This window comes from Microbulbifer mixtoriginis (SeqCode) (assembly GCF_052467945.1).
Genome location: NZ_CP174328.1, coordinates 648,015 through 667,644, shown reverse-complemented (window position 1 = coordinate 667,644; position 19,630 = coordinate 648,015). Strand labels below are relative to the sequence as shown.

At 48.8% G+C, this 19,630-nt stretch carries 20 protein-coding genes; 9 read left to right on the top strand and 11 right to left on the bottom strand.

Going from position 1 to position 19,630, the window contains the following annotated elements; genetic code table 11:
* Positions 1-424: 424 nt before the first annotated feature.
* The 4 genes from ACJJIJ_RS02830 to ACJJIJ_RS02815 all read left to right on the top strand — a co-directional run bounded on the left by ACJJIJ_RS02830 (position 425) and on the right by ACJJIJ_RS02815 (position 2,905).
* Positions 425-931 carry a DoxX family protein gene (locus ACJJIJ_RS02830; protein WP_444938588.1) on the top strand — a complete coding sequence of 169 codons (507 nt, stop codon included), beginning with the start codon at positions 425-427 and terminating at the stop codon, positions 929-931.
* 95 nt (positions 932-1,026) lie between these two features.
* Positions 1,027-1,902, top strand: a complete 876-nt coding sequence (locus ACJJIJ_RS02825) for an SMP-30/gluconolactonase/LRE family protein (RefSeq protein WP_444938587.1) — start codon at positions 1,027-1,029, stop codon at positions 1,900-1,902.
* Entirely contained in the window at positions 1,902-2,363 is a 462-nt protein-coding gene (locus tag ACJJIJ_RS02820; protein ID WP_444938586.1) for a cupin domain-containing protein, read from the top strand. The genes ACJJIJ_RS02825 and ACJJIJ_RS02820 overlap by 1 nt, the downstream gene beginning before the upstream one ends.
* Positions 2,364-2,713: 350 nt before the next feature.
* Entirely contained in the window at positions 2,714-2,905 is a 192-nt protein-coding gene (locus ACJJIJ_RS02815; RefSeq protein WP_252085060.1) for a hypothetical protein, read from the top strand.
* Between the two features lie 393 nt (positions 2,906-3,298).
* On the opposite strand, the gene ACJJIJ_RS02810 is transcribed toward ACJJIJ_RS02815, so the two are convergent.
* Both ACJJIJ_RS02810 and ACJJIJ_RS02805 read right to left on the bottom strand, forming a co-directional pair.
* Positions 3,299-3,943, bottom strand: coding sequence for a hypothetical protein (locus tag ACJJIJ_RS02810; RefSeq protein WP_444938585.1), 645 nt, complete (start codon positions 3,941-3,943; stop codon positions 3,299-3,301).
* A 246-nt stretch (positions 3,944-4,189) separates the two neighbouring features.
* Complete coding sequence (locus ACJJIJ_RS02805; RefSeq protein ID WP_252085058.1) at positions 4,190-4,561, bottom strand: nuclear transport factor 2 family protein; 372 nt, start codon at positions 4,559-4,561, stop codon at positions 4,190-4,192.
* Positions 4,562-4,675: 114 nt separating this feature from the next.
* Here ACJJIJ_RS02805 and ACJJIJ_RS02800 point away from each other — a divergent pair, with 114 nt between their 5' ends.
* On the top strand, positions 4,676-5,554 hold the full coding sequence (locus tag ACJJIJ_RS02800; RefSeq protein WP_444938584.1) for a LysR family transcriptional regulator: 879 nt from the start codon (positions 4,676-4,678) through the stop codon (positions 5,552-5,554).
* A gap of 108 nt (positions 5,555-5,662) precedes the next feature.
* Here ACJJIJ_RS02800 and ACJJIJ_RS02795 read toward each other — a convergent pair whose 3' ends face one another.
* Positions 5,663-6,703 (bottom strand): helix-turn-helix transcriptional regulator, encoded by a 1,041-nt coding sequence (locus ACJJIJ_RS02795; RefSeq protein WP_444938583.1) that lies wholly within the window; start codon positions 6,701-6,703, stop codon positions 5,663-5,665.
* Between the two features lie 212 nt (positions 6,704-6,915).
* Between ACJJIJ_RS02795 and ACJJIJ_RS02790 the strand changes: the two genes are divergently transcribed.
* The gene (locus tag ACJJIJ_RS02790; RefSeq protein WP_444938582.1) at positions 6,916-7,422 is read left to right on the top strand and encodes a nuclear transport factor 2 family protein; all 507 of its coding nucleotides are present in this window, start codon (positions 6,916-6,918) and stop codon (positions 7,420-7,422) included.
* A 61-nt stretch (positions 7,423-7,483) separates the two neighbouring features.
* Here ACJJIJ_RS02790 and ACJJIJ_RS02785 read toward each other — a convergent pair whose 3' ends face one another.
* From ACJJIJ_RS02785 to ACJJIJ_RS02775, 3 genes are all read right to left on the bottom strand, one after another.
* A complete protein-coding gene (locus ACJJIJ_RS02785; RefSeq protein WP_252085055.1) occupies positions 7,484-8,095 on the bottom strand; it encodes an NUDIX hydrolase in 612 nt (203 codons plus the stop codon).
* A 110-nt stretch (positions 8,096-8,205) separates the two neighbouring features.
* On the bottom strand, positions 8,206-11,370 hold the full coding sequence (locus tag ACJJIJ_RS02780; RefSeq protein ID WP_444938581.1) for an efflux RND transporter permease subunit: 3,165 nt from the start codon (positions 11,368-11,370) through the stop codon (positions 8,206-8,208).
* A 32-nt stretch (positions 11,371-11,402) separates the two neighbouring features.
* Entirely contained in the window at positions 11,403-12,713 is a 1,311-nt protein-coding gene (locus ACJJIJ_RS02775; RefSeq protein ID WP_444885690.1) for an efflux RND transporter periplasmic adaptor subunit, read from the bottom strand.
* Positions 12,714-12,815: 102 nt separating this feature from the next.
* Here ACJJIJ_RS02775 and ACJJIJ_RS02770 point away from each other — a divergent pair, with 102 nt between their 5' ends.
* Complete coding sequence (locus ACJJIJ_RS02770; protein ID WP_252085052.1) at positions 12,816-13,355, top strand: NUDIX hydrolase; 540 nt, start codon at positions 12,816-12,818, stop codon at positions 13,353-13,355.
* A gap of 102 nt (positions 13,356-13,457) precedes the next feature.
* Entirely contained in the window at positions 13,458-13,985 is a 528-nt protein-coding gene (locus ACJJIJ_RS02765) for a hypothetical protein (protein ID WP_252085051.1), read from the top strand.
* Between the two features lie 43 nt (positions 13,986-14,028).
* Here the strand turns inward: ACJJIJ_RS02765 and ACJJIJ_RS02760 are convergent, their stop codons facing one another.
* The 5 genes from ACJJIJ_RS02760 to nhaA form a co-directional block, all read right to left on the bottom strand.
* A complete protein-coding gene (locus ACJJIJ_RS02760; RefSeq protein ID WP_444890953.1) occupies positions 14,029-14,358 on the bottom strand; it encodes a YqfO family protein in 330 nt (109 codons plus the stop codon).
* Between the two features lie 79 nt (positions 14,359-14,437).
* Entirely contained in the window at positions 14,438-15,292 is an 855-nt protein-coding gene (gene trxA / locus ACJJIJ_RS02755; protein WP_444938580.1) for a thioredoxin, read from the bottom strand.
* Between the two features lie 39 nt (positions 15,293-15,331).
* Complete coding sequence (locus ACJJIJ_RS02750; RefSeq protein ID WP_444938579.1) at positions 15,332-15,712, bottom strand: MmcQ/YjbR family DNA-binding protein; 381 nt, start codon at positions 15,710-15,712, stop codon at positions 15,332-15,334.
* Positions 15,713-15,721: 9 nt separating this feature from the next.
* Positions 15,722-17,092 (bottom strand): hypothetical protein, encoded by a 1,371-nt coding sequence (locus ACJJIJ_RS02745; RefSeq protein ID WP_444938578.1) that lies wholly within the window; start codon positions 17,090-17,092, stop codon positions 15,722-15,724.
* A 97-nt stretch (positions 17,093-17,189) separates the two neighbouring features.
* The gene (gene nhaA, locus ACJJIJ_RS02740) at positions 17,190-18,683 is read right to left on the bottom strand and encodes a Na+/H+ antiporter NhaA (protein ID WP_444890955.1); all 1,494 of its coding nucleotides are present in this window, start codon (positions 18,681-18,683) and stop codon (positions 17,190-17,192) included.
* A 124-nt stretch (positions 18,684-18,807) separates the two neighbouring features.
* Between nhaA and ACJJIJ_RS02735 the strand changes: the two genes are divergently transcribed.
* Entirely contained in the window at positions 18,808-19,569 is a 762-nt protein-coding gene (locus ACJJIJ_RS02735; protein WP_444898788.1) for a TlyA family RNA methyltransferase, read from the top strand.
* Positions 19,570-19,630 lie beyond the last annotated feature (61 nt).

Sequence of the window (19,630 nt, the reverse complement as noted above, 5' to 3'; positions counted from 1 at the left end):
CACTGCCAAAGTCGATAATTACTGTATTGATGAAGAGAGTACTTATAGTTAAGGAGTCCCTGAAAAATTCCGTAATACATTTGTGGACCCCTAAGGCTGTAGAGGTTAGACAAAACTCCTGGCCAATGGCCTTTGCAAGAGCTGAGACCCAGCAGTTGCAACCTTCAACATCAGCCTTCTAGCTTTCAAAGCAGCCTAAAGAATTATGAAGGAATTCCTTAATTTTAGGTTAGCTATATAAAAGCCTAGTATCACCGTGCGATATGCCAACCAACAAATCGACCAAAGAATATTTTCATGCCTCCATAAAGAACATATGAAAGACATGTAAATATACGACCGCAAGAAAACTAAGCCTCGTTAAAAGTGTGATTTCAGTAAAATAGATTAGATGCCATGGATAGAAATCAAAAGAGAAAGCTCAATGCAAAAATTAATGGAAAAGCCTTATCGCAACCCCGCCGATTTACAACTAGCGCTGATACGTATTTATATTGGGCTTAACTTTACTCACCATTTTGCTGAAAAATTCGGACTTCTAGGCGCCAAGACTTACGAAGAAGTCGTTCAATATTTCACAGCTATAGGTTTCTCCAGCATCATGGTAGTTATATCTGGGCTTTGCGCATTTGCCGCATTTATTGGTTTCACTTTTGGCCTATTCACTCGTTTCGCAGCAATAGGAACGTCACTTTATTTGCTCATCGCCTTGTTTTCAGGACGTCACTATCTCGCCGGCTTCAGCTGGGCTGACCATACAAGCGGCATTGTTATTAATGGTGTAGAGCAAACTGTTTATGGTGGATGGGAATACCCCTTATTTTGGTCATTTATCTGCCTATCGTTCGTGTTAACCGGTGGTAGAAAGTGGTCCTTAGATGCACATTTAAGAAAATGCAGCTCTGCTATTATTAGATTTTTAAGCCAGTGAGTTACTGCGAAGAAAAAATTATCGGTTTTAAAAATCACAAGCCTCTAGGCGATAGGTATCTTTAGCACTGAACAACAAAATCAAAGGGTAAATCTATGCAATATAGCCTTCACCCGCTAGTTGAAACCGATGCACATGAAGGCCTCGTATGGGTCGATTGGCAAAAGAGATTATATTTCACCTCCAAACCTTCAAAAGATTATCGAACTCCATCGGCCATTCGTTATTTTGATTTTAAAGACAGGTCTATACATACGGTAATTGAACGAAGCAATATGGCTAATGGTATGTGCCTGACAGCTGATAAAAATCACCTGCTAGTGGCTGAACAGGGATTCCATGATAGTCCTGGATGTATTAGCCGCATAAATTTAAATAGCTTTTGCCGAGAGATTATTGTTGACAACTTCAAAGGACTACCCTTTAACTCACCTAACAAGATAGTTCAAGCAGACTCCCACTTTTTCTTTACCGACCCCGATTATGGTTACTACCAGGGGTTTAAACCACAAAGCGAATTGCCCACCGGCCTATACTCCTATGATGCACAAGCATCGCAATTATTTTGCCTGGGCGACGAATTTATTGTTCCTCACGGGCTTGCACTCTCCCGCAATCAAGAAACTTTGTTTCTAGTTGATAACTGCAGCATCACAAAAGAAAAGCCTTTTTACGACCTCAACCATGAACAAATTATATTCACCCTCCAGCTCAGCTGTGGGTCAAGCAATGTTCAAACAGAAACAATCATCAAAACACCCCCACAGGGTTTTATCGATGGAATAATTATTGGAGAGAACAAACAGCTAATATTTACCAGCTTAAATAAGTTGATGACCTGTTCAGCACAAGGAGAAAACTTGCAGTGTCTCTACGAAAACTCTGAGGATATTAACTTTGTAAACATAGCAATGGCAGAGGGAAGACTTTACGCCACTTCAGATAATGCCATCCACTATCTTGAAATTTAATGAAAAATATGAAAACAACCCATGAAGCCCAGCAAAAATACTACCACCTTTGGACAGACAAAAGTCATATTTCCAGGACAACAGAGCACTATTTAACTGGCTTTACATTAATCCAATATTCCAATCCCAATCCAGAATATCACTACAAAGATTTGCCAGAGGTAATAAACAGTGAGTTTGCCATTTTACCTCCCAGCTGGGAAAGTGATTTCCACCCAACCCCCAGTCCACAATGGGTCATTACCTTATCCGGCCGATGGAGAACAACAACAAAAGATGGGATTTGTGTAACCTACCAACCAGGTGATGTGCACTTTGGTGGAGATTTACCGCTGAAGGGAGTGCCGTTAAATCAACAGGGTCATAAAGCGCTTAACCCATCCTCAAAAGAATCGACAAAGGTACTGATACTTTCTGTCAACACCCCTCTTTCAATTCCTGAAAGCCAGTTCTGCCCCTAAATACCATAGCTATATATAAAGAACATATGAATTATTATGGAGGATGAAAATATTATTTATGAGAATCTGACAATTTTCGATTTGCTGTAAAAGTTTGACTCTCACTATAGATAATCACGACGCCAAGGTCTGTGCCTCACTATTTACCGAAAATGGCCGCATTGAAAACGGTAGTTTGATGATTAAAGTGCGGCAAAAACTTTATGAATACCTGCTTGTCCACAGCCGTTTGGGTACCCGACATATCACGTCTTCATATCTTTATGTTGTTTCTCTCGATAGGGCGACCGATAAGGGAAAATCAACCATAGTAGTTTTTTGCAGCAACTCGCGCAGGTTATCGCGTGGTAATGGCGGGCCAGTATGACGATGAACTTGTGAAGGTTAATGGTGAGCGGCTATTCCTGCGCCGAAGTGCCATCGCTTCTGGCTTACCTGAAGATCCAGAATTTTCATTACTCAATGCAGATCAGCAAACTGCACATGTAATAAAACCCTTATTAGATGCATGGCAGCAACTGGGCGAACCCATCAGGCATTGATAGCACCAATTGTCGAAGCCCCTATGATAGTTACACGAGCACTAGCCATACTGCAAGAATATGGAAAATCAACAAGAAGACAATGATTCAGCACCTGACCAAAACATAAATAAGATTTGCTGTATTCTATGTTTGCCCTGTGGAAAGATAATCACGTCAATCAGTATCTATCCAGGCTTAACGCAATTGGCTCTGATATTGCAATCTGCCTAAATTCAGGGAATGTAATAAATAAAGCCTCCTACTCCAGCCTCAGAGGGCTAATCATTGACTAGAAATAGGGCTTCAATTGCGCATCCGTCAGTACACTTAGTGCAGCGAGTAGAAACACATTGATGATCGGCCCCCACTCACTATGCTAAGCCGCAATGTCTCGATAATAAAATAAAAGAATTAATATGCTTTAGCCCCAGCTCTGGCTATCCATGCCTTACATGCACCACAAGGAGGCCTTCTATCCGATTTCCCTTTGTGCTTATTGGGCTGACGAGCCGCAAAAATACTATTTTTGATAGATTGACTGTTTTCTCCTGATTTACGCCGCTGACTGAATGCCCTTCTCAGGCAGTCTACCTCAGCACAGGTTCGACCAAAGATATATCGGTCTACATCCAGTTCTGCCGGAATAGTGTTCCAAATCGTATTCGGGATATATCTTCGACTGGTTCCATTCCCTGTTGATCCTTCAAACCACTGTTCTAATACACTGTCGTACATAACTGCTACCATACTCGGTGTGTTCGAACCATTTCCGCCACGGTCCCTGGCTAGTGTTCTAACTTTATTGACGGCCTGATTCCCTAAATTTTGGGCAGAGCCAGCCTTCGGTACTGTCTGAATATATTTGACATATTTTTGGCAATGCAACATTGGCCGGCGCTTAGGGGCTATCCCCTTATAGATAGGACCAAACTGACTGATAACATTATGGGCATGGTAATAGGCATGTTCCATCACCGGAGGAGGCAACGGAGAACCGTTTTCAACCACAAAAATACCACACTTATTACACTGGAACTTATGATGATATTCTGGCATCTTGTATATCCTTTACGTTAACCCAATTTAATTAAAAAGTTAAAAAACTGCTCTTTTTATTTCTCAAAGAAATCTACGCACCCTTCAATTGAAAAAGCACCTCTTAGTCGAGGGTGGATCTGTTTTTGTTACACTTAACACCTATAAAATATCTATTCATTAAAACTGACCAAAAATTCTTGGCCAGCGAGCATTGGCGATACTGCTAGTTAGCAGCGAAAATCAGAAGTATTTATACTGTTACCTTCAGCTTGGTTCTATAGCCTCAAAGTCATCCTCGCGCAGGCGCATGGTTCCATCCTCTTGCAGGACCCATAGTTCCCGAGTGATAACTCCTTGCGCATTGTTCATCTTCCACTTACTGGTAAGAACTGTTGAGGAACCATCAACTACCTCAATCTCGGTATCCTGATAAGCCACATCAGAGAATCCCTGAGCCACTAGGTTTTGCCAGAAAGCTTTTATCTGCTCCCGACCTAGAAATACACCAAACGGCCTGGCATTCATTTGAGCATTCTGTTCATACATTGAAGCGCAGCCTTCAGCATTCCCTTGATTAAAAAACGACTTCCACTGTTCGCTGGCCACAATAGTTTTCTCAATAAGTAGCTTGTTCATATCCGACTCCTCTTGATAAAGGCTTGATCTTTAACTTTCATAAGCATATTGCCCTAACGCACCGCCTGTGATAAACACATATTCAACCAAATTAGTGTTTAGTGAAATTAAACTATGAAACCCAGCCTAGAGGACATGCAGATATTTTTAGCCGTAGTTGAGGCCCGCAGCTTTACTGCCGCAGCAGACAAGCTGGTACGTACCAAGTCGGCAATTAGCCAGGCAGTGACTAGATTGGAAGAAGATCTCGGTACAAGGTTGCTTTACCGGAGCACCCGCTCGCTTTCACTGACGGAGACAGGAGCCCAATTCTACGCTCACTGTCGCGAGATCCGGGATATCTACAACAACGCCCTGGCCGATTTAAAAAGTAATAACAAGGAACTCTCGGGCACACTGACAATCACAGCTCCCCACGCGCTCTGCGAGCCGGTTATAGTCCCTGCAATTAGACAGCTTAACGAGCAGCATCCACAGCTGGGGGTTCGTTTACTGGCGGATGATGCCCCTATGAATTTGATTGATTCCCAAGTAGACCTGGCAATTCGTGTAGGCAACCTGGATATGCAATCCGCCAAAGTGTCAAAGCTGGGAATAATCCGGGAAAGCCTCTATGCGAGTAGAGGATATATAGAGCAACAGGGAGGAATACCTGACGATCTTACCGAATTACGCAACTGGCAACATATTATCAATGATTGGCAAGGCACCCCGGTGAAATATCAGCTGGGTAGTAAAAAAGAGATTCGAGTTATTCCCAAGATACGCTGCAACTCACTACATAACATTTTACAAATGACAACAATGAGTTTAGGGGTTGCAAGACTACCAGACATTATTGCAAAAAAATTGGTTAGAGAAGACTCCTTAAGGCATCTAGCCACAGTAGCTTCAACTCCCGTTCATTATATGCACCTTTTTTCTAAAAGGCCTCCGCCAAAGGTTCAACACTTCACCAAGATTTTGAGAACATTAATGTCATCTTATCACTAGCTTCCGAGTTAACTTCGACTAAGGGGCTATCGAACACAGGTAGGACCTTAGCCTTAGTATCCGATAAAAATTTACAATAAATAAAAAGAAAAAACCCTACAGGCAGGGTCAATTTTCAAGTGCCAGAGTTCTTTCCCGCTCCACAAAAGAGCGCTTTACAAACTCAGAGGCGCTAAGACCCAACTCCTCTTTGAATGCCCGGGAAAACTGGCTGGTGCCGTTAAATCCACAATTGAAAGCCACTTGTAAAATACTCGCATTTTTCCCGGCTGCCAATAACTGTGCGGATGCGGCCTCCACCCTGGCACGTCTCACCAAGTTAATATAAGAGGTCTTATGAAAACGCAACGCTCTATGTAAATAGGAGGTTGAGATATCCAATGACGCTGCCAGCTGTGGCGCGGACAAATCCGAGTCACAACAGTGTTTTTGAATCAGCCTGCAAGCCTGTTGAAAAATAGACTTTAAGCGACTCGGAGTTTCCGACTCCGCCTGCAAATTGCCACGACTCTCCTGGATACAGGCAATAATTAATTCGGCTATCGGATTAAAGAGAAAGCTGGAAGAAGCAAAGGTGCACCTCTGTTTGGCCTGGGGAAACAGCAAAAGATAATTGCGTAATAAGAGGCCGGGACCACTGCTACCATCTATGGTCAGAGGACAGTTATCCTTGGGACCTGAACGAAACCCCTCGAGCTTCTCACGGGGAATGCGACACAATAGCGAGCGACTTTCATGAACCAAATCATGAGTAATTGTCTGCGCCAGATCAACCAAGTAGAGTCCACCGGGATTCATCGGGGTAAAATAACTCCCACGCTGTATAGCACCACGGCCAGATAAAAGATATATCAATGTATAATTGGCATAGCCATCACTCAAGTGATTGCTTGCTCGATGGAAAGAATTCCCAGAGAAGCAGGCTCGAGCAAATGAATCTCCCGTTTCAGGATTGGAAGATACTGCAAATTCCCCATAATACGCACTGTTATGATGAGACTTGAGCAACAATTCACAGCGGTAAGGTAGACCAGCCTCCATCAGCTCCTTCCAGCGGCGCCAGCGTTCATTAACTACAAAATCATCTGTCCTGGCCACCCAGTCAAAAAACGGAGTCTTATCGCGATCCATCGAAACATCAGTCTGCATGACATGCTTATCCTTAAGCTGCCCATTTATGGTATTAAGCAAGAATAATAGATTTTTGAAAGCCTCTTTGTACCCAAAAGTTATTTCGGCGGCATCCTAATTTTTTCTACACCAGGGTACAGGCTGGAGAAGCTGCACCTATAAGTGATCTCCAGAAACACGGCTTAGGAGCTATTTTCATAAATAGTAAAGCGAAATAATCAGTGGATAAAATGATGAATGAACTTCAGCTATTCAGAGACCGATTCGCAATTAGCGACCTACTTGCTCGCTACACTTTAACTATCGATAACTGTGATGCCCGAGGTTGGGCGTCACTTTTTACACTTGACGGTCGCTTCGAGCATGACAATCGAGTAATCCGAGGAAGAGAAAAACTAGAGCGCTATGCAGTCATCCACAACAAACTGGGTAGCCGGCATATTACCTGTTCGCCATTACATCATATTTCAGAAGATGGGCAATCTGCCTCAGGCAAAGCAACTACAGTATTTATTTTAGTGACTCGCTCTGGTTATCGCGTTGCCGTAGCCGCAGAATACCATGATAAATTAGTCAAGGTAGACGGCAGCTGGCTATTTCAATGCCGCCGTGGCGTTATTGCTAAGCTACCGAATGATCCTGATTTTCCCATACTTACTGCTGACCCCAATACTCGTGACCAGTTAAGTCTTTTAGAGGATGCCTGGAAAGACTTGGGTGAACTGATATTAGATTAAAGCTACCAATATAACGAGTATCAAAAAATCCGAATCCGTGAAATATTCCTCTAGAGCAGGGCTAATTCAATGTACGTAATGGCACATCATCCCTGCGCCCAATAGAAGCGCCCAGTATTCTTACCAGGAACTCGGTTAACACTCCGGCAGTAAAGCCCCAGATTTCATAGTCGCCAAACTGGTAGGCGGGTAGATAAATAGCTTGATTATCGATAGTGATTCGGTCAGTGCGGATACGGGGATCGTCAAGAAAAAACGACAAAGGCACACGAAAAATCGCATCCAGCTCACCAGGGTTGGGCCTGAGATGGGTATCTGGTGAGATCACCCCCACCCAGGGAGTGACATGTACCTGCCAGCGAGTAGTGCGTGGCCACAGAGGGCCGAGCATCCGCACCTGATTCATAGGCAGGTCCACTTCCTCTTGAGCTTCGCGCAGGGCGGTATATTGCAGGGAGGGGTCGGTGGCATCCCAACGCCCGCCCGGTAGGGAAACTTCTCCGGAATGGGTAGATAGTGTATCGGCGCGCTTAGTCAGCACTACATGGGGGTCTGGCTCTTCGGTAAGAGCAATCAACACTGCAGCATGGCCATACAATTCTGGCCCTGTTGGTACGCCAGCCTCCAGCTCTTCTATTTGCTGGGAAATTTTCTTTTCGATAATCGATAACATATCCACTTATCCCGCCTCATACAACAAAGGCTCCCTAACGTTCATCATACCGATTCCCGGTGATAACACCGAGCTGTATACCGCAATCTCCATTTGCGGCTCCCAGCCAGTTACTGCCGCTCAGCCGAAGCTGCATCCAGCTGGGACTGGGGCGTATAGCCCCCTTTGAGCTTCTCACGAAGCGCCTGCACCAACGCGTAGTACACAGGCACCAGTAAAGTGGCAAACAGGCTGGCTGCGAGCATACCGCCAAACACGACCAGCCCCAGGGAAATACGGCTTACGGCACCCGCGCCTGTGGCTACCAGCAAAGGTATCACTCCGAGAATAAACGACATAGCCGTCATCAATACTGCCCGGAAACGCAGGCGGGTGGCTGAAATCGCAGATTCGGCAATAGACTTGCCTTTATCCCGTTCCACACAGGCGAACTCAACAATCAAAATTGCGCTCTTCGCCGCCATACCAATTAACAATACCAAACCGATCTGGGTATAGAGATTATTGATAGATCCGGCCAGCCACACCACCAACATGGCACCGCAAATCGCAATAGGCACGCACAAGAGCACCGCAATAGGGATACTCCAGCTCTCATACTGGGCCACCAAAAACAGGTACACAAATATTATGGCCAAACTGAACAGGATGGGAGCCAGATTGCCTGAGGTAACCTCCTGTAAACTGATCCCGGTCCATTCATAGCCGTAGCCTTCCGGCAGCCTGGAGGCCAGCTCCTCCATGGCATCCATGGCCTGACCACTTGAGTAACCCGGCGCCGGAGCGCCATTAATCGTCACACTGTTATAAAGGTTGTAGCGGGTGATGGTTTGTGGTGCCACAACCGGTTCAATAGTGGAGACCGAGGTAATCGGCACCAGACCACCACTGTTGGCGCGCACATAGAAGCCCGCCAGATTTTGTTCGTCATCGCGAAACTGCGCATCGGCCTGGGCGATCACTCGGAATACTTTGCCATATAAATTAAAATCGTTTATGTAATATCCGCCCAGAAAAGTCTGCAGGGTGGAATAAACCTCTGGCAACGGAACACCGAGTACGTGCGCTTTTTCTTTATCAATCTTTAATTCCAACTGGGGGGTAGCCGCCTGGAAACTGGTGAAGGCCTGAGAAATTTCCGATCGCTGATTGGCAGCACCCAGCAGATCAATCATTACTTGTGATAATTCTGTAATACTGCGCCCCTGTAAATCCTCCAACACAAATTCAAACCCTCCCACGGTACCGATACCCGGCAGGGGTGGTATGACAAAAGGCATAATCTGTGCGTTGGGTATCTGCGCCAGTTTTTTCTGTGCCCGCTGCATAATGGCGAACTGGTGATCCTCTTCACTGGTGCGCTCATCCCAGGGTTTTAACACCGCAAACATCATTGCAGTATTAGATGAGACACTGTTGGTAAGCAGGTTATAGCCGGGCACACCCACCACATGGGCCATACCAGGTTCTTCCAATAATATGTCTGTAACCTGATTCACCACCGGGCCCGTGCGCTCCAGGGAGGAACCATCCGGCAATTGCACGTGTAGCATAAACGTGCCCTGGTCCTCGTCCGGGATAAAGCCAGTGGGGATACTACTAAATAACCAAAAGGCCAGCAGGAAAATACCGATAACGGAGATAATTCCGATTAGCGGAATCTTTACGCAGGCTTTTACCATGCCCACATAAAAATTGGTGGAGCGATGCAGCCCTCGGTTGAAAAAACCAAATACCCCGGTCTCCTTCACTCCGGCAACTTCGCCCTCTTCACCCACTTTTAAAATACTGGCGCAAAGTGCCGGGCTCAGGGTAAGCGCATTAAGGGAGGAAATCGCGACCGACATAGAAATAGTAACCGCAAATTGCTGATACATTTTCCCGGTGATACCCGGCATCAACATGACCGGAACAAACACCGCAAACAACACCAGCGTAGTGGCAATGACCGGCCCAGTAACCTCACGCATAGACTGCAACGCAGCCTCCTTTGGCGTTAGGCCGTCACTCATCAGTCGCTGGGTGTTTTCCACCACAATAATCGCATCATCAACCACTATGCCAATCGCCAGAATCAGCGCAAACAAGGTGATGGTATTAATAGTCATACCAAACGCCAGCATCAATGCAAAAGTGCCCACCAGTGAAACAGGAATGGCAATAGCGGGGATCAGGGTGGAGCGCCAATCCTGTAAAAACAGGAAGACCACCGCGATCACCAAGATCAGGGCAATAAATAGTGTCTGCACCACCTCTTTGATAGAGGCCTGCACAAACAGAGTGGTGTCGTAGAGGATCTCTGCCTTTAGGCCATCTGGAAAACGCTGGGAAAGCTCTTTGACCTTGGCCTTGATGCCGTCAGCCACTTCAATGGCATTGGCTTCCGGCAACTGATAAACGCCGATCACTGCCGAAGCCTGGTTATCCAATTGCCCATAGGAGGAATAGGACTCACTGCCTAATTCCACCCGCGCCACATCTTTCACTTTTACCATGGCGCCATCGGGTTTGGCGCGAATAGTAATTTCCTCAAATTCCTTGGGATTCACCAGGCGTCCCTGCACCAGGATGTTGTATTGAAATTGCTGGTCCTTGCGAATGGGCGGCGAGCCAATCTGTCCAGCCGCTACCTGCACATTTTGTGCCCGTACCGCACTGATAACATCCTCGGTGGTAACGTCCAGGGACGCCATCCTATTCGGGTCCAGCCACAGGCGCATGGCGTAATTGCGCGAGCCAAAAATAACTACGCTGCTCACCCCCAATACGCGCGCCAGCTCATCCTTCAAATAAATTTCTGCGTAATTGGCTAGGAAAAGTTCATCGAATTTCTGCTCAGGAGAAAATAAGTTCACGACCAATAGCAAAGTGGTGCTTTGCTTGGAAACCACCACACCATCGCGCTTTACATCCTCTGGCAATTGCGGCGTGGCCTGCTCCACACGGTTCTGTACATTGACCTGAGCGATATCATCGTCATAACCAGATTTAAACGTTACCGTGAGACTGTAAGAACCATCGTTACCACTGGTGGAGGACATATAATCCATGCCTTCCACGCCATTCACTTGGGATTCGATGGGCACGGCAACACTATCGCGCACAACTTCAGCACTGGCCCCGGCGTAATTGGCTGCAACGTTTATTGTGGCTGGAGTAATTTCTGGAAATTGCGCCACCGGTAATAATGGCAACGAGAGAATACCCGCAAGAGAGATCAGTATGGAGATGACAAAGGCGAAACGGGGCCGCCGTATGCAAAAGGCACTGATCATAAATTCGCTAAGCCCCCCCCATTTCAGGCGGGCTATTTATAATCATGCTCTTGTCCCTCGTATCGGTGGCGTTCGCCCTCCTCCACACCTTCAGGAAGTTCCATGTCATCGGGGAGCAGTGTCCCCTGCCCGAAGCCTATAGGCTGTTTGGTACTTTGCTTACCTACGGGAGAAGCGCCACCACTTGCGGGCTCCGCCGGCTTTTCTGATGCGTCGTAGGGGTTTCGTGGCGTGTTTTGAGGGGTCACTGGCTTACCGGCAACAACCCGCTGCAGACCGTTAACGATGACCGACTCCCCAGCAACCAACCCATGGTTGACCGCCCAAAGCTCCCCCTCCCGCTGCCCCAAAGTGACATAGCGTTTTTCAGCAATATTTTTCTTACCCAGCACAAAGAGGTAACGCCCCTGCATGTCCTCCAGCACTGCAGATTGCGGCACCAGCGGTTTAAGTGCCTCACTGCCTGTATACAAACGGATTGAGACCCGAGCAAATTGTCCTTGCACCAGTAGGCTGCCCGGATTGGGAAAGAGTGCGCGTACCGCTACGGAGCCGGTGTTGGGGTCTATCTGGTTATCGATAAATACAATCCTGCCCTGATAGGGGTAAAAATTGCCATCCGGTAGCTCTATACGCACATCCAGCCTCGTTGGCGGCAACCCCTCCCGGCGGCGACGCTCGGCATCCACCTGTACGGCATAGAGTTGGTTTTCAGGAACCTCAAACAACACATAGATTGGGTCCATCTTGACGATGGTAGTGAGCGGGTCCGAATCAGGTCCCACCAGGGAACCCTCAGTGAACTGGGTACGACCAATGCGGCCGGTAAGTGGCGCGTAAATCTTTGTGTAGGAGAGGTCTAGGCGAGCACTTTCCACTTTGGCCCGATCTGCATCGACCTGTGACTTGGCCTCTTCAAAAGTGCCCAGTAATTCATCCATCTGCACCTGGCTGATAGCACCTGTAGCGACCAACTTTCGACCACGTCGATAATTGCGCTCAGCGATCCGCAGAGTTGCCTCGGCGCGCTCCAAATTGGCGCTTTGGTTATCCAATTCAGCGATAAATGGGCGCGGATCTATTTCAAATAGCAGGCGCCCTTTCTTAACCGTTTCCCCCTCTCTAAAATCGCGACTCTGGATATAACCTTGCACGCGGGGGCGCACCTTATACTCATCGGTGGCCTCCACCCGGCCGACAAATTCAAAGCGCGGAATCACTGGCTGTTCTCGCACCACCAGCACCTCTACAGGAGGCGGTGGCGGTGCCTTTTGCTTATCGTCTTTGCCGCCACAGGCCGCCAAGGCGATCAGCACAAGCCAAAAAAATAAAATACGCGCCATAGTAAAGCTGGCACCGCCCTATGAACTTCAACACCTTTAACAACTATAGGCGTCAAAAAGCTGGAAGCTGGCGCTGGAATCTTGCATGGGTATACTGACGCCATGAAATTTTGTAGCCAATGCGGCAGTAATGCCGTCACATTTTCCATCCCCCAAGGCGATGACCGCCCTCGTCACCTCTGTGGCAATTGCGGCACCATCCACTACATCAACCCGCGTGTGATTGTCGGTGTTTTACCCTACCTGGAAGACCGGGTCTTACTGTGTAAACGCGCCATTGAGCCACGCCTGGGACTCTGGACCCTGCCCGCCGGCTTTATGGAAAACGGTGAAACCAGTGAAGAAGGTGCTTTGCGCGAGTCCTGGGAAGAAGCACGTGCCAGCATTCGTGTGGACGAGCTTTATTCAATTTATGACATTCCGCATATCAATCAGGTTTACCTGATGTATCGCGGAGAGCTCACCGATACGAATTTTGGCCCCGGGCCGGAGTCACTAGAAGTGTCACTATTTCGCCAGGAAGAAATCCCCTGGGCTGAAATTGCCTTCCCGATCATGCATAAAACTCTCAAGCACTATTTCACCGACACGGAGCAGGGGCAATACCAGCTGCACCGGGGCGTTATTTCGCGGAAGCTATAGTGGTAGCTGCAGCGCGAGCCAAGCTGAAGATAGTGCACTGGAAGAGGACTCTGGGTGGGAGAAGCACTCACCCACCTGGGTACATTTAAAAAGGATGTTCCAATGAAATACGCCTATATGCTTGCGGTACTGTTATTAGTAGGCGTGGGCTTACCCATGTTGATTCCCGGCCCCGATGGCAAACCGATTATGTCTCCCCAAGACTGGCTTCCCGATCAGAAGACTCTGGACACAGTTCGCCAGCAAGGCCAACGCGCCATTCAAGCGGTGAGCGACAGTACTCAGAAATCTGCCGAGCAACTGGAAACCCTGGTGGAATCCAGTGGTCTTTTGCCAGAAGAGCAACATAAACAGACCAGGGAGGTATTTAGCTGGCGGGACAGTGAGGGCAATTGGCACTTCTCTGATTCGATACCCGAGGGCCTGGATACTCATGTACGTATACATCGGATAAAACCCATCAATACCCTGCCCGCCACACCCAGCAACGATGCTCAGCCACAAGGCCCCCAGGCACAGCTATTGCAGGAGAACCGTGAGGGCGATAGCCGGATTTCACAGATTTTGAAAGAGGTTCAAGCGCTAAAAGAAAACAGTCAGCAGCGCCAGCAGGCACTGGATAACCTTTAAAGCCCTCTCTCGCGAATGGCAGGATACTGTTTATATCCTGTCACTAGCGAATTTTGCCGCCACAACGCTCATCCAGGCGCCAAAGGTCAAAGGCCGGCTCCTCGTAAGGATGTGCCTGGTAGAGGGCTTCAAGTGCTGCATCCACAGACTCATCGGCACACGCCATCTCAACCCGATATTCCTCTACCTGCTCTATCTGCCCGGACTCACCAATAAACGGCTGACTGCCCGCTAGTGGCCGGAACTGACCGACACCCAATACCTGCCAGCAACAACTGTCGTAGTCGCCGATTCTGCCAGCTCCGGCGTTAAACAGAGCTTGTTTGACAACTTCCAGATGACTTGAGGGTATATAGATACAGAGCTTATGCATTCTGCTGATTCACTATTCAACGGTGTATAAAGTAAAGGGGCCTTCAAGGCCCCTTTACAGTGCAATACGATTGAAACGTCTAGAACATCAACGTCATCAGCTTGCGCTGATATTGGGTGGCGATGGGGTCGCCGGCACCCAGGCTTTTCACCATATCGAGAAATGCCTGCTTGGCCGCGCCATCGGCAAAATTCATATCCTTGCGCAGGATATCCAACAACAGCTCCAGGGCTTCCTCGTGACGATTGGCCTGACTGTACTGTACCGCCAGCTTATAGGCAGAATCATAATCCTGTGGGTTCTGCTCCAGGGCCTTCTGCAGCGCCTGAATCTCGGGGGTATCCGCCGCCTGTTGTTTTAGCTCCAGCTGGGCCATCAGGCGCTGGTATTCTGCATCCTGATCCGCCAGCAGAATTTTGCTGAGCACGGTTTCTGCTTCCGCAGCGCGGTTTTGATCGAGCAGCAACGCCGCCAAGTGTTTGGCGATATCCACCCGCTCGGAGGATTCAGCGTAAGCCTGGCGCAGCAACGGCAGGGCTTCATCCACCTTGCCCTCACCGATCAGCGCCAGGGCCTGCTGCAATTTGATGTCCCAGGGTTTGGGCAGATATTTATCGAGCATTTCACGAATCTGGCTTTCCGGCTGCACCCCGGCAAAGCCATCTACCGGCTGCCCCTCTTTGAGCAGCATAACTGTAGGTAAGCTGCGTACCCCCAGCTGGCCGGCGATCATCTGCTCGGTGTCGGCATTCACTTTTGCCAGGAGGAACTGGCCCGCATATTCATTCGCGAGCTTTTCCAAAACCGGCATCAGCTGTTTGCACGGCTCGCACCAATCGGCCCAGAAATCCACCAGAACCGGGCGATTCATGGATTCTTCAATGAGTACCTGCTGGGCGTTTTCTGCCGTTACATCGACAATAAAATCGTTCACAAACTCTCCTGAGTAATGTCTTGCTAATCTGCTGAGGTTCTAGCGGTAGAGGGTATCCGTGCCATAAGCCAGCTCAAGGGATTGCCGCTCAATTTTACGCAGCCCCTTAACCACCAGGCCATAGGAGCGATCCGCCATCCGCTCAATTTCATAATCCGGCACTGTGCCATCGAGCAATACAGTATTCCAGTGCTTCTTGTTCATATGGTAACCCGGCAGCACGCCAGGGAAGATATCCCGCAGGGCCTGAGCCTCGTCGGGATCACACTTTAAATTGGTCGCATCTACCGCGCGATAGCGGCTGAGAGTAGCGAACATACGCCCCTTAATCTTGTACACCGCAACATCGGGACCAAAGGGGAAGTCCTCAATCGCCTCTGGTCGCGCAAGTAAATAACTCCGCAGTTCCGCCTTGTGCATTGTTAGCGCCTACCAGTCTAGCGAAGAGGGTAAGCGTGGCGACGACAACAGCTTGGCGAAACGCTGCCAGCGCTCTTGTGCACTGTTTGTATCTCGCTCCACATAATCAGCTACCAGTTTTTTGCCCCAGTTGTAATTAATGACATAGGCACCGTAGGCATCGACAAAATCCTTGCGCTGCTTTGCCTTGGCCGGGCTCATCAGAGTGTATTTCTCAAACAGTACCGCAACTTGCTCTGGGGCAATTTCACCATCGATATACTGCCGAGCAATTTCATTGCCGGCAAAACTGAGCTTATCCACCAGTCCCATCACCCGCTCATACTTTTGTGCACTTTGTGGATCCAACCCGGCGAGGGGATAAAGTACCTCCATCTCGAAGCGGTTTTTTTCCTCCCCAGGAAAGGCCAGGTCGATACCGTAATTGGCACTGCCCTCGGCAATCAGAGATTGGGGACTGAACAGCGGGTACACGCTGTATTCCACCCAGCCACGGTCTTCCACCAACGTCTGTTCCAACAACGCGTTATAGGTATGATGGCCCGGGTAGCCTTCATGGCAGCCAAGGTCGATCGCGCGATCAATGGTAATCGGCAAGCCACTGTTCACCTGTATCAGGCTATGCGCCCCTCCCTGATACCAGTTGTAACCGCTCCAGGGTTTGTCACTGACATATTCAAGGGCAAAATTTTCATCCTGTGGCAGCGGAATATACTGCTTGGTGCGCTTGCGACACTCCGCAATGGCTGCATCAAAAACCTCTTGGAGCTTGTCCACTGGGATTTCATACTGCTGCCGAAACGCCTGCACTCGCGCACTTAGGGGCTCATTGCCGGGCAACAGCTCATCCAACTCCTGCAAGAGTGGATCGAAATTAGTGAAATTTTGCCTGGGGGGCTCGGTGTCATAAAGCTCGCGCGCTTCTTTGGCAAAGTTGCGCTCGCTTTCGCCAGCAAGGCTGCGGGCGTGAGCCACCAGCGCAGCCAGTTGAGTTCGCAGGTAGTGTAGACGCAGGCCGTCAAGGGAACCATCCACCACGCCGTCCCCGGGTAGCTGAGCGATGAGGGCGTTACCGCGTTTGGCAATATCCGCCGGGCTGGCCTGGCTCTGCTCCGCCTGCTCTCGCCACTGCGCCGGGCCATAATAGGCATCGACATAACTCTTGTCGTGATTACCCAATTCCAACACCAGGGCAACATAGTCCCTGGCCACTGTATCCATGGACATATCCCCTTTCCCTTCTATTGCAGTTTTTTGCCCTTTAACCTCTACTGCTTCTCGTAACTTATCCTCTGATCGCGCTTTACCCTCGCAGGCGGCAAGAAATAGAGGTGCAGCCAGAATTGGCAACAGACACACCGCCTTTACTACTTGTTTCATTATTATTTCTCTTGAAATTTATTTCACATCTGGAAGTTTACTCAGCCGGGAAAACCCCAAAACGGCCTGCTATGGCAGGACCAGGCCGGGAAGCCCCTCAACGTTGACGACCGGGATTTTCCTGAGCGGAACTATCTTGCTTCTCTAAGCCTTCTTGCTGAGCTTCACTGCCCCCCGCAGGCTCAGGTTCCCGGCCATCGGTCTGTACATCAAACTCTTCAGTAACTGGCGCAGTGCGCAGTACCAGGAAACCGGCGATACCGGCAATTACAGAAGCCAGTAAGATACCTGCCTTGGCCTGATTCAACAGGTTATTCTGGTAACTGAACGCCAGTTCGGCAATAAAGATCGACATAGTAAAGCCGATACCGCCGAGTAATGCCACGCCAATGATATGCTGAAAATTAGCCAACTTAGGTAAGCTGCCCAAGCCTAATTTCCAACCGATCCAAGTAGCCCCCACAATCCCAATCAGCTTTCCGAATACCAACCCAGCGATTACCCCCAGGGTTACCGGGTTGAAAACTGCACTTGAGCTAGTAAAGCTATCGAAGGGAATGCCTGCATTAGCGAGCGCAAAGATGGGAATCACCAGAAAGCCAACCGGAGTGTGCAGGCGGGTTTCCATACGCTGCAGAGGAGACTGCGCCAGGTTAACGCCACTGCCTAGGGCCATAACCCGTGCGCGTAAGGCATCATTGGCAATGATTTTATCACCGGGACGGAAACAGCGATCGAAGCTGCGGATAATATCTTTAACAAAGGAACTAAACGCCACTGGATCGTACTTGGGCTTCGCCGGCAGCGCCATTGCAGTTATGACCCCCGCAATGGTGGCGTGAACTCCGGCCAGATAAAATTCATACCACAGCAGAATGCCCACAAATACATAGGGGGGGGAGTTACGCACGCCAGCCGCCTTCAGCAACCACATAATCACAACCAGGCAACCCGCAGCGATCAGCGCGGTCATATTTACCTGCTCTGTATACCAGATAGCGATCACCAGAATGGCGCCCAAGTCATCAACAATAGCCAGGGCCACTAAGAAAGTCACAACCGCGCGAGGCACACGATTACCCAATAAGGCAATACAGCCCACGGCAAAAGCGATGTCCGTGGCCATGGGGATTCCCCAACCGCGCTCCGCCTCACCGCCAGCATTGAACGCCGCATAAATCAATGCCGGCACCACCATGCCACCGATTGCCGCCATCACAGGTAGTACCGCATGGCGTAAATCGGACAGCTCCCCTACCATAAATTCCCGCTTGAGCTCCAAGCCCACTAAAAAAAAGAAGATCGTCATTAGACCTTCATTAATCCAGTGGTGTAGCGATAAAGAAAACTCCCAATTTCCCACAGTGAAACTGATGGGCATATGCAAAAGGGTTATGTAGACATCTTCCAGGGGGGAGTTTGCGATAATGAGCGCCGCCAGCGCAGAAAGCATCAGTAAAATACCACTGCTGCTCTGCCGGTGGATAAACTCTTCAAAAGGTGTCACCAGGCGCCCAAAAGCCTGTTCTAAAGGCGCCTCAAAAACCTTTCCTTTGCGGATCTTGAACTTATTCAGAACGCTTTTTGCCATCGACAACCCCCTCTTTAGTAAAGAGTAGCCCGACTAGAAACGGAGCCGCACTTCTACCTATGGGAGCCAGAGGTTAGCATGACCACACTATTCTTAACCATTTGACAGGACCCAGTAGCAAAACATGACCCGCTTGGACCAACTGCTAGTACAGAGAAAACTCGCCAATTCCCGCACCCACGCCAAAAAACTGGTTGAAGCCGGCAGGGTCACGCTATCCGAGGGCGGCCCCATGGAGCTGGCGCGCAAAGCTGGGCAATCCGTCAGTGAGAACTGCGCCTTAGAAGTCACTGCACTACCCGAAGATCAATATGTTTCCCGCGCCGGCCTAAAACTTGCCGCGATACTCGATCACACAGGATTAAATCCTATGGGCTGGCACGCCCTGGATGTAGGCTGCTCTACTGGAGGCTTTAGTGACTGCCTGTTACAGAGAGGCGCCACTTCCGTAGTAGGGGTAGATGTAGGACGAGATCAGCTAGCACAAAAATTAATAGATGATCCACGTATGCACCTCTTCGAAGGAATTAATGCCCGTTATTTAGAGGCATCACAACTTTCTCCTTACGCAGATACTGGCTTTGATGCCATCGTGATGGATGTATCCTTTATTTCCCAAACGTTGATACTGCCGCAGCTGCCTTCTTTACTAAAACCCGAAGGCCAGCTGTTGACCCTGGTAAAGCCACAATTCGAGGTGGGACCTGAGGGCATTGGTAAAGGGGGGGTGGTGCGTGATGCAAACCTCTACCCACAAGTACGCCAGAAAATTGCATATTTATGTGATGAACTAGGACTTGAGATTAAAGAATATATTGACAGCCCAATTAAAGGTGGCGATGGCAACCGGGAATTCTTACTCTGGGCTGCACATAGAGAAGCATGAGCTAAGAGAACAAAAAAAATTAATATTACACTGCTGAATCCACTTGAACACTCTATCCTGA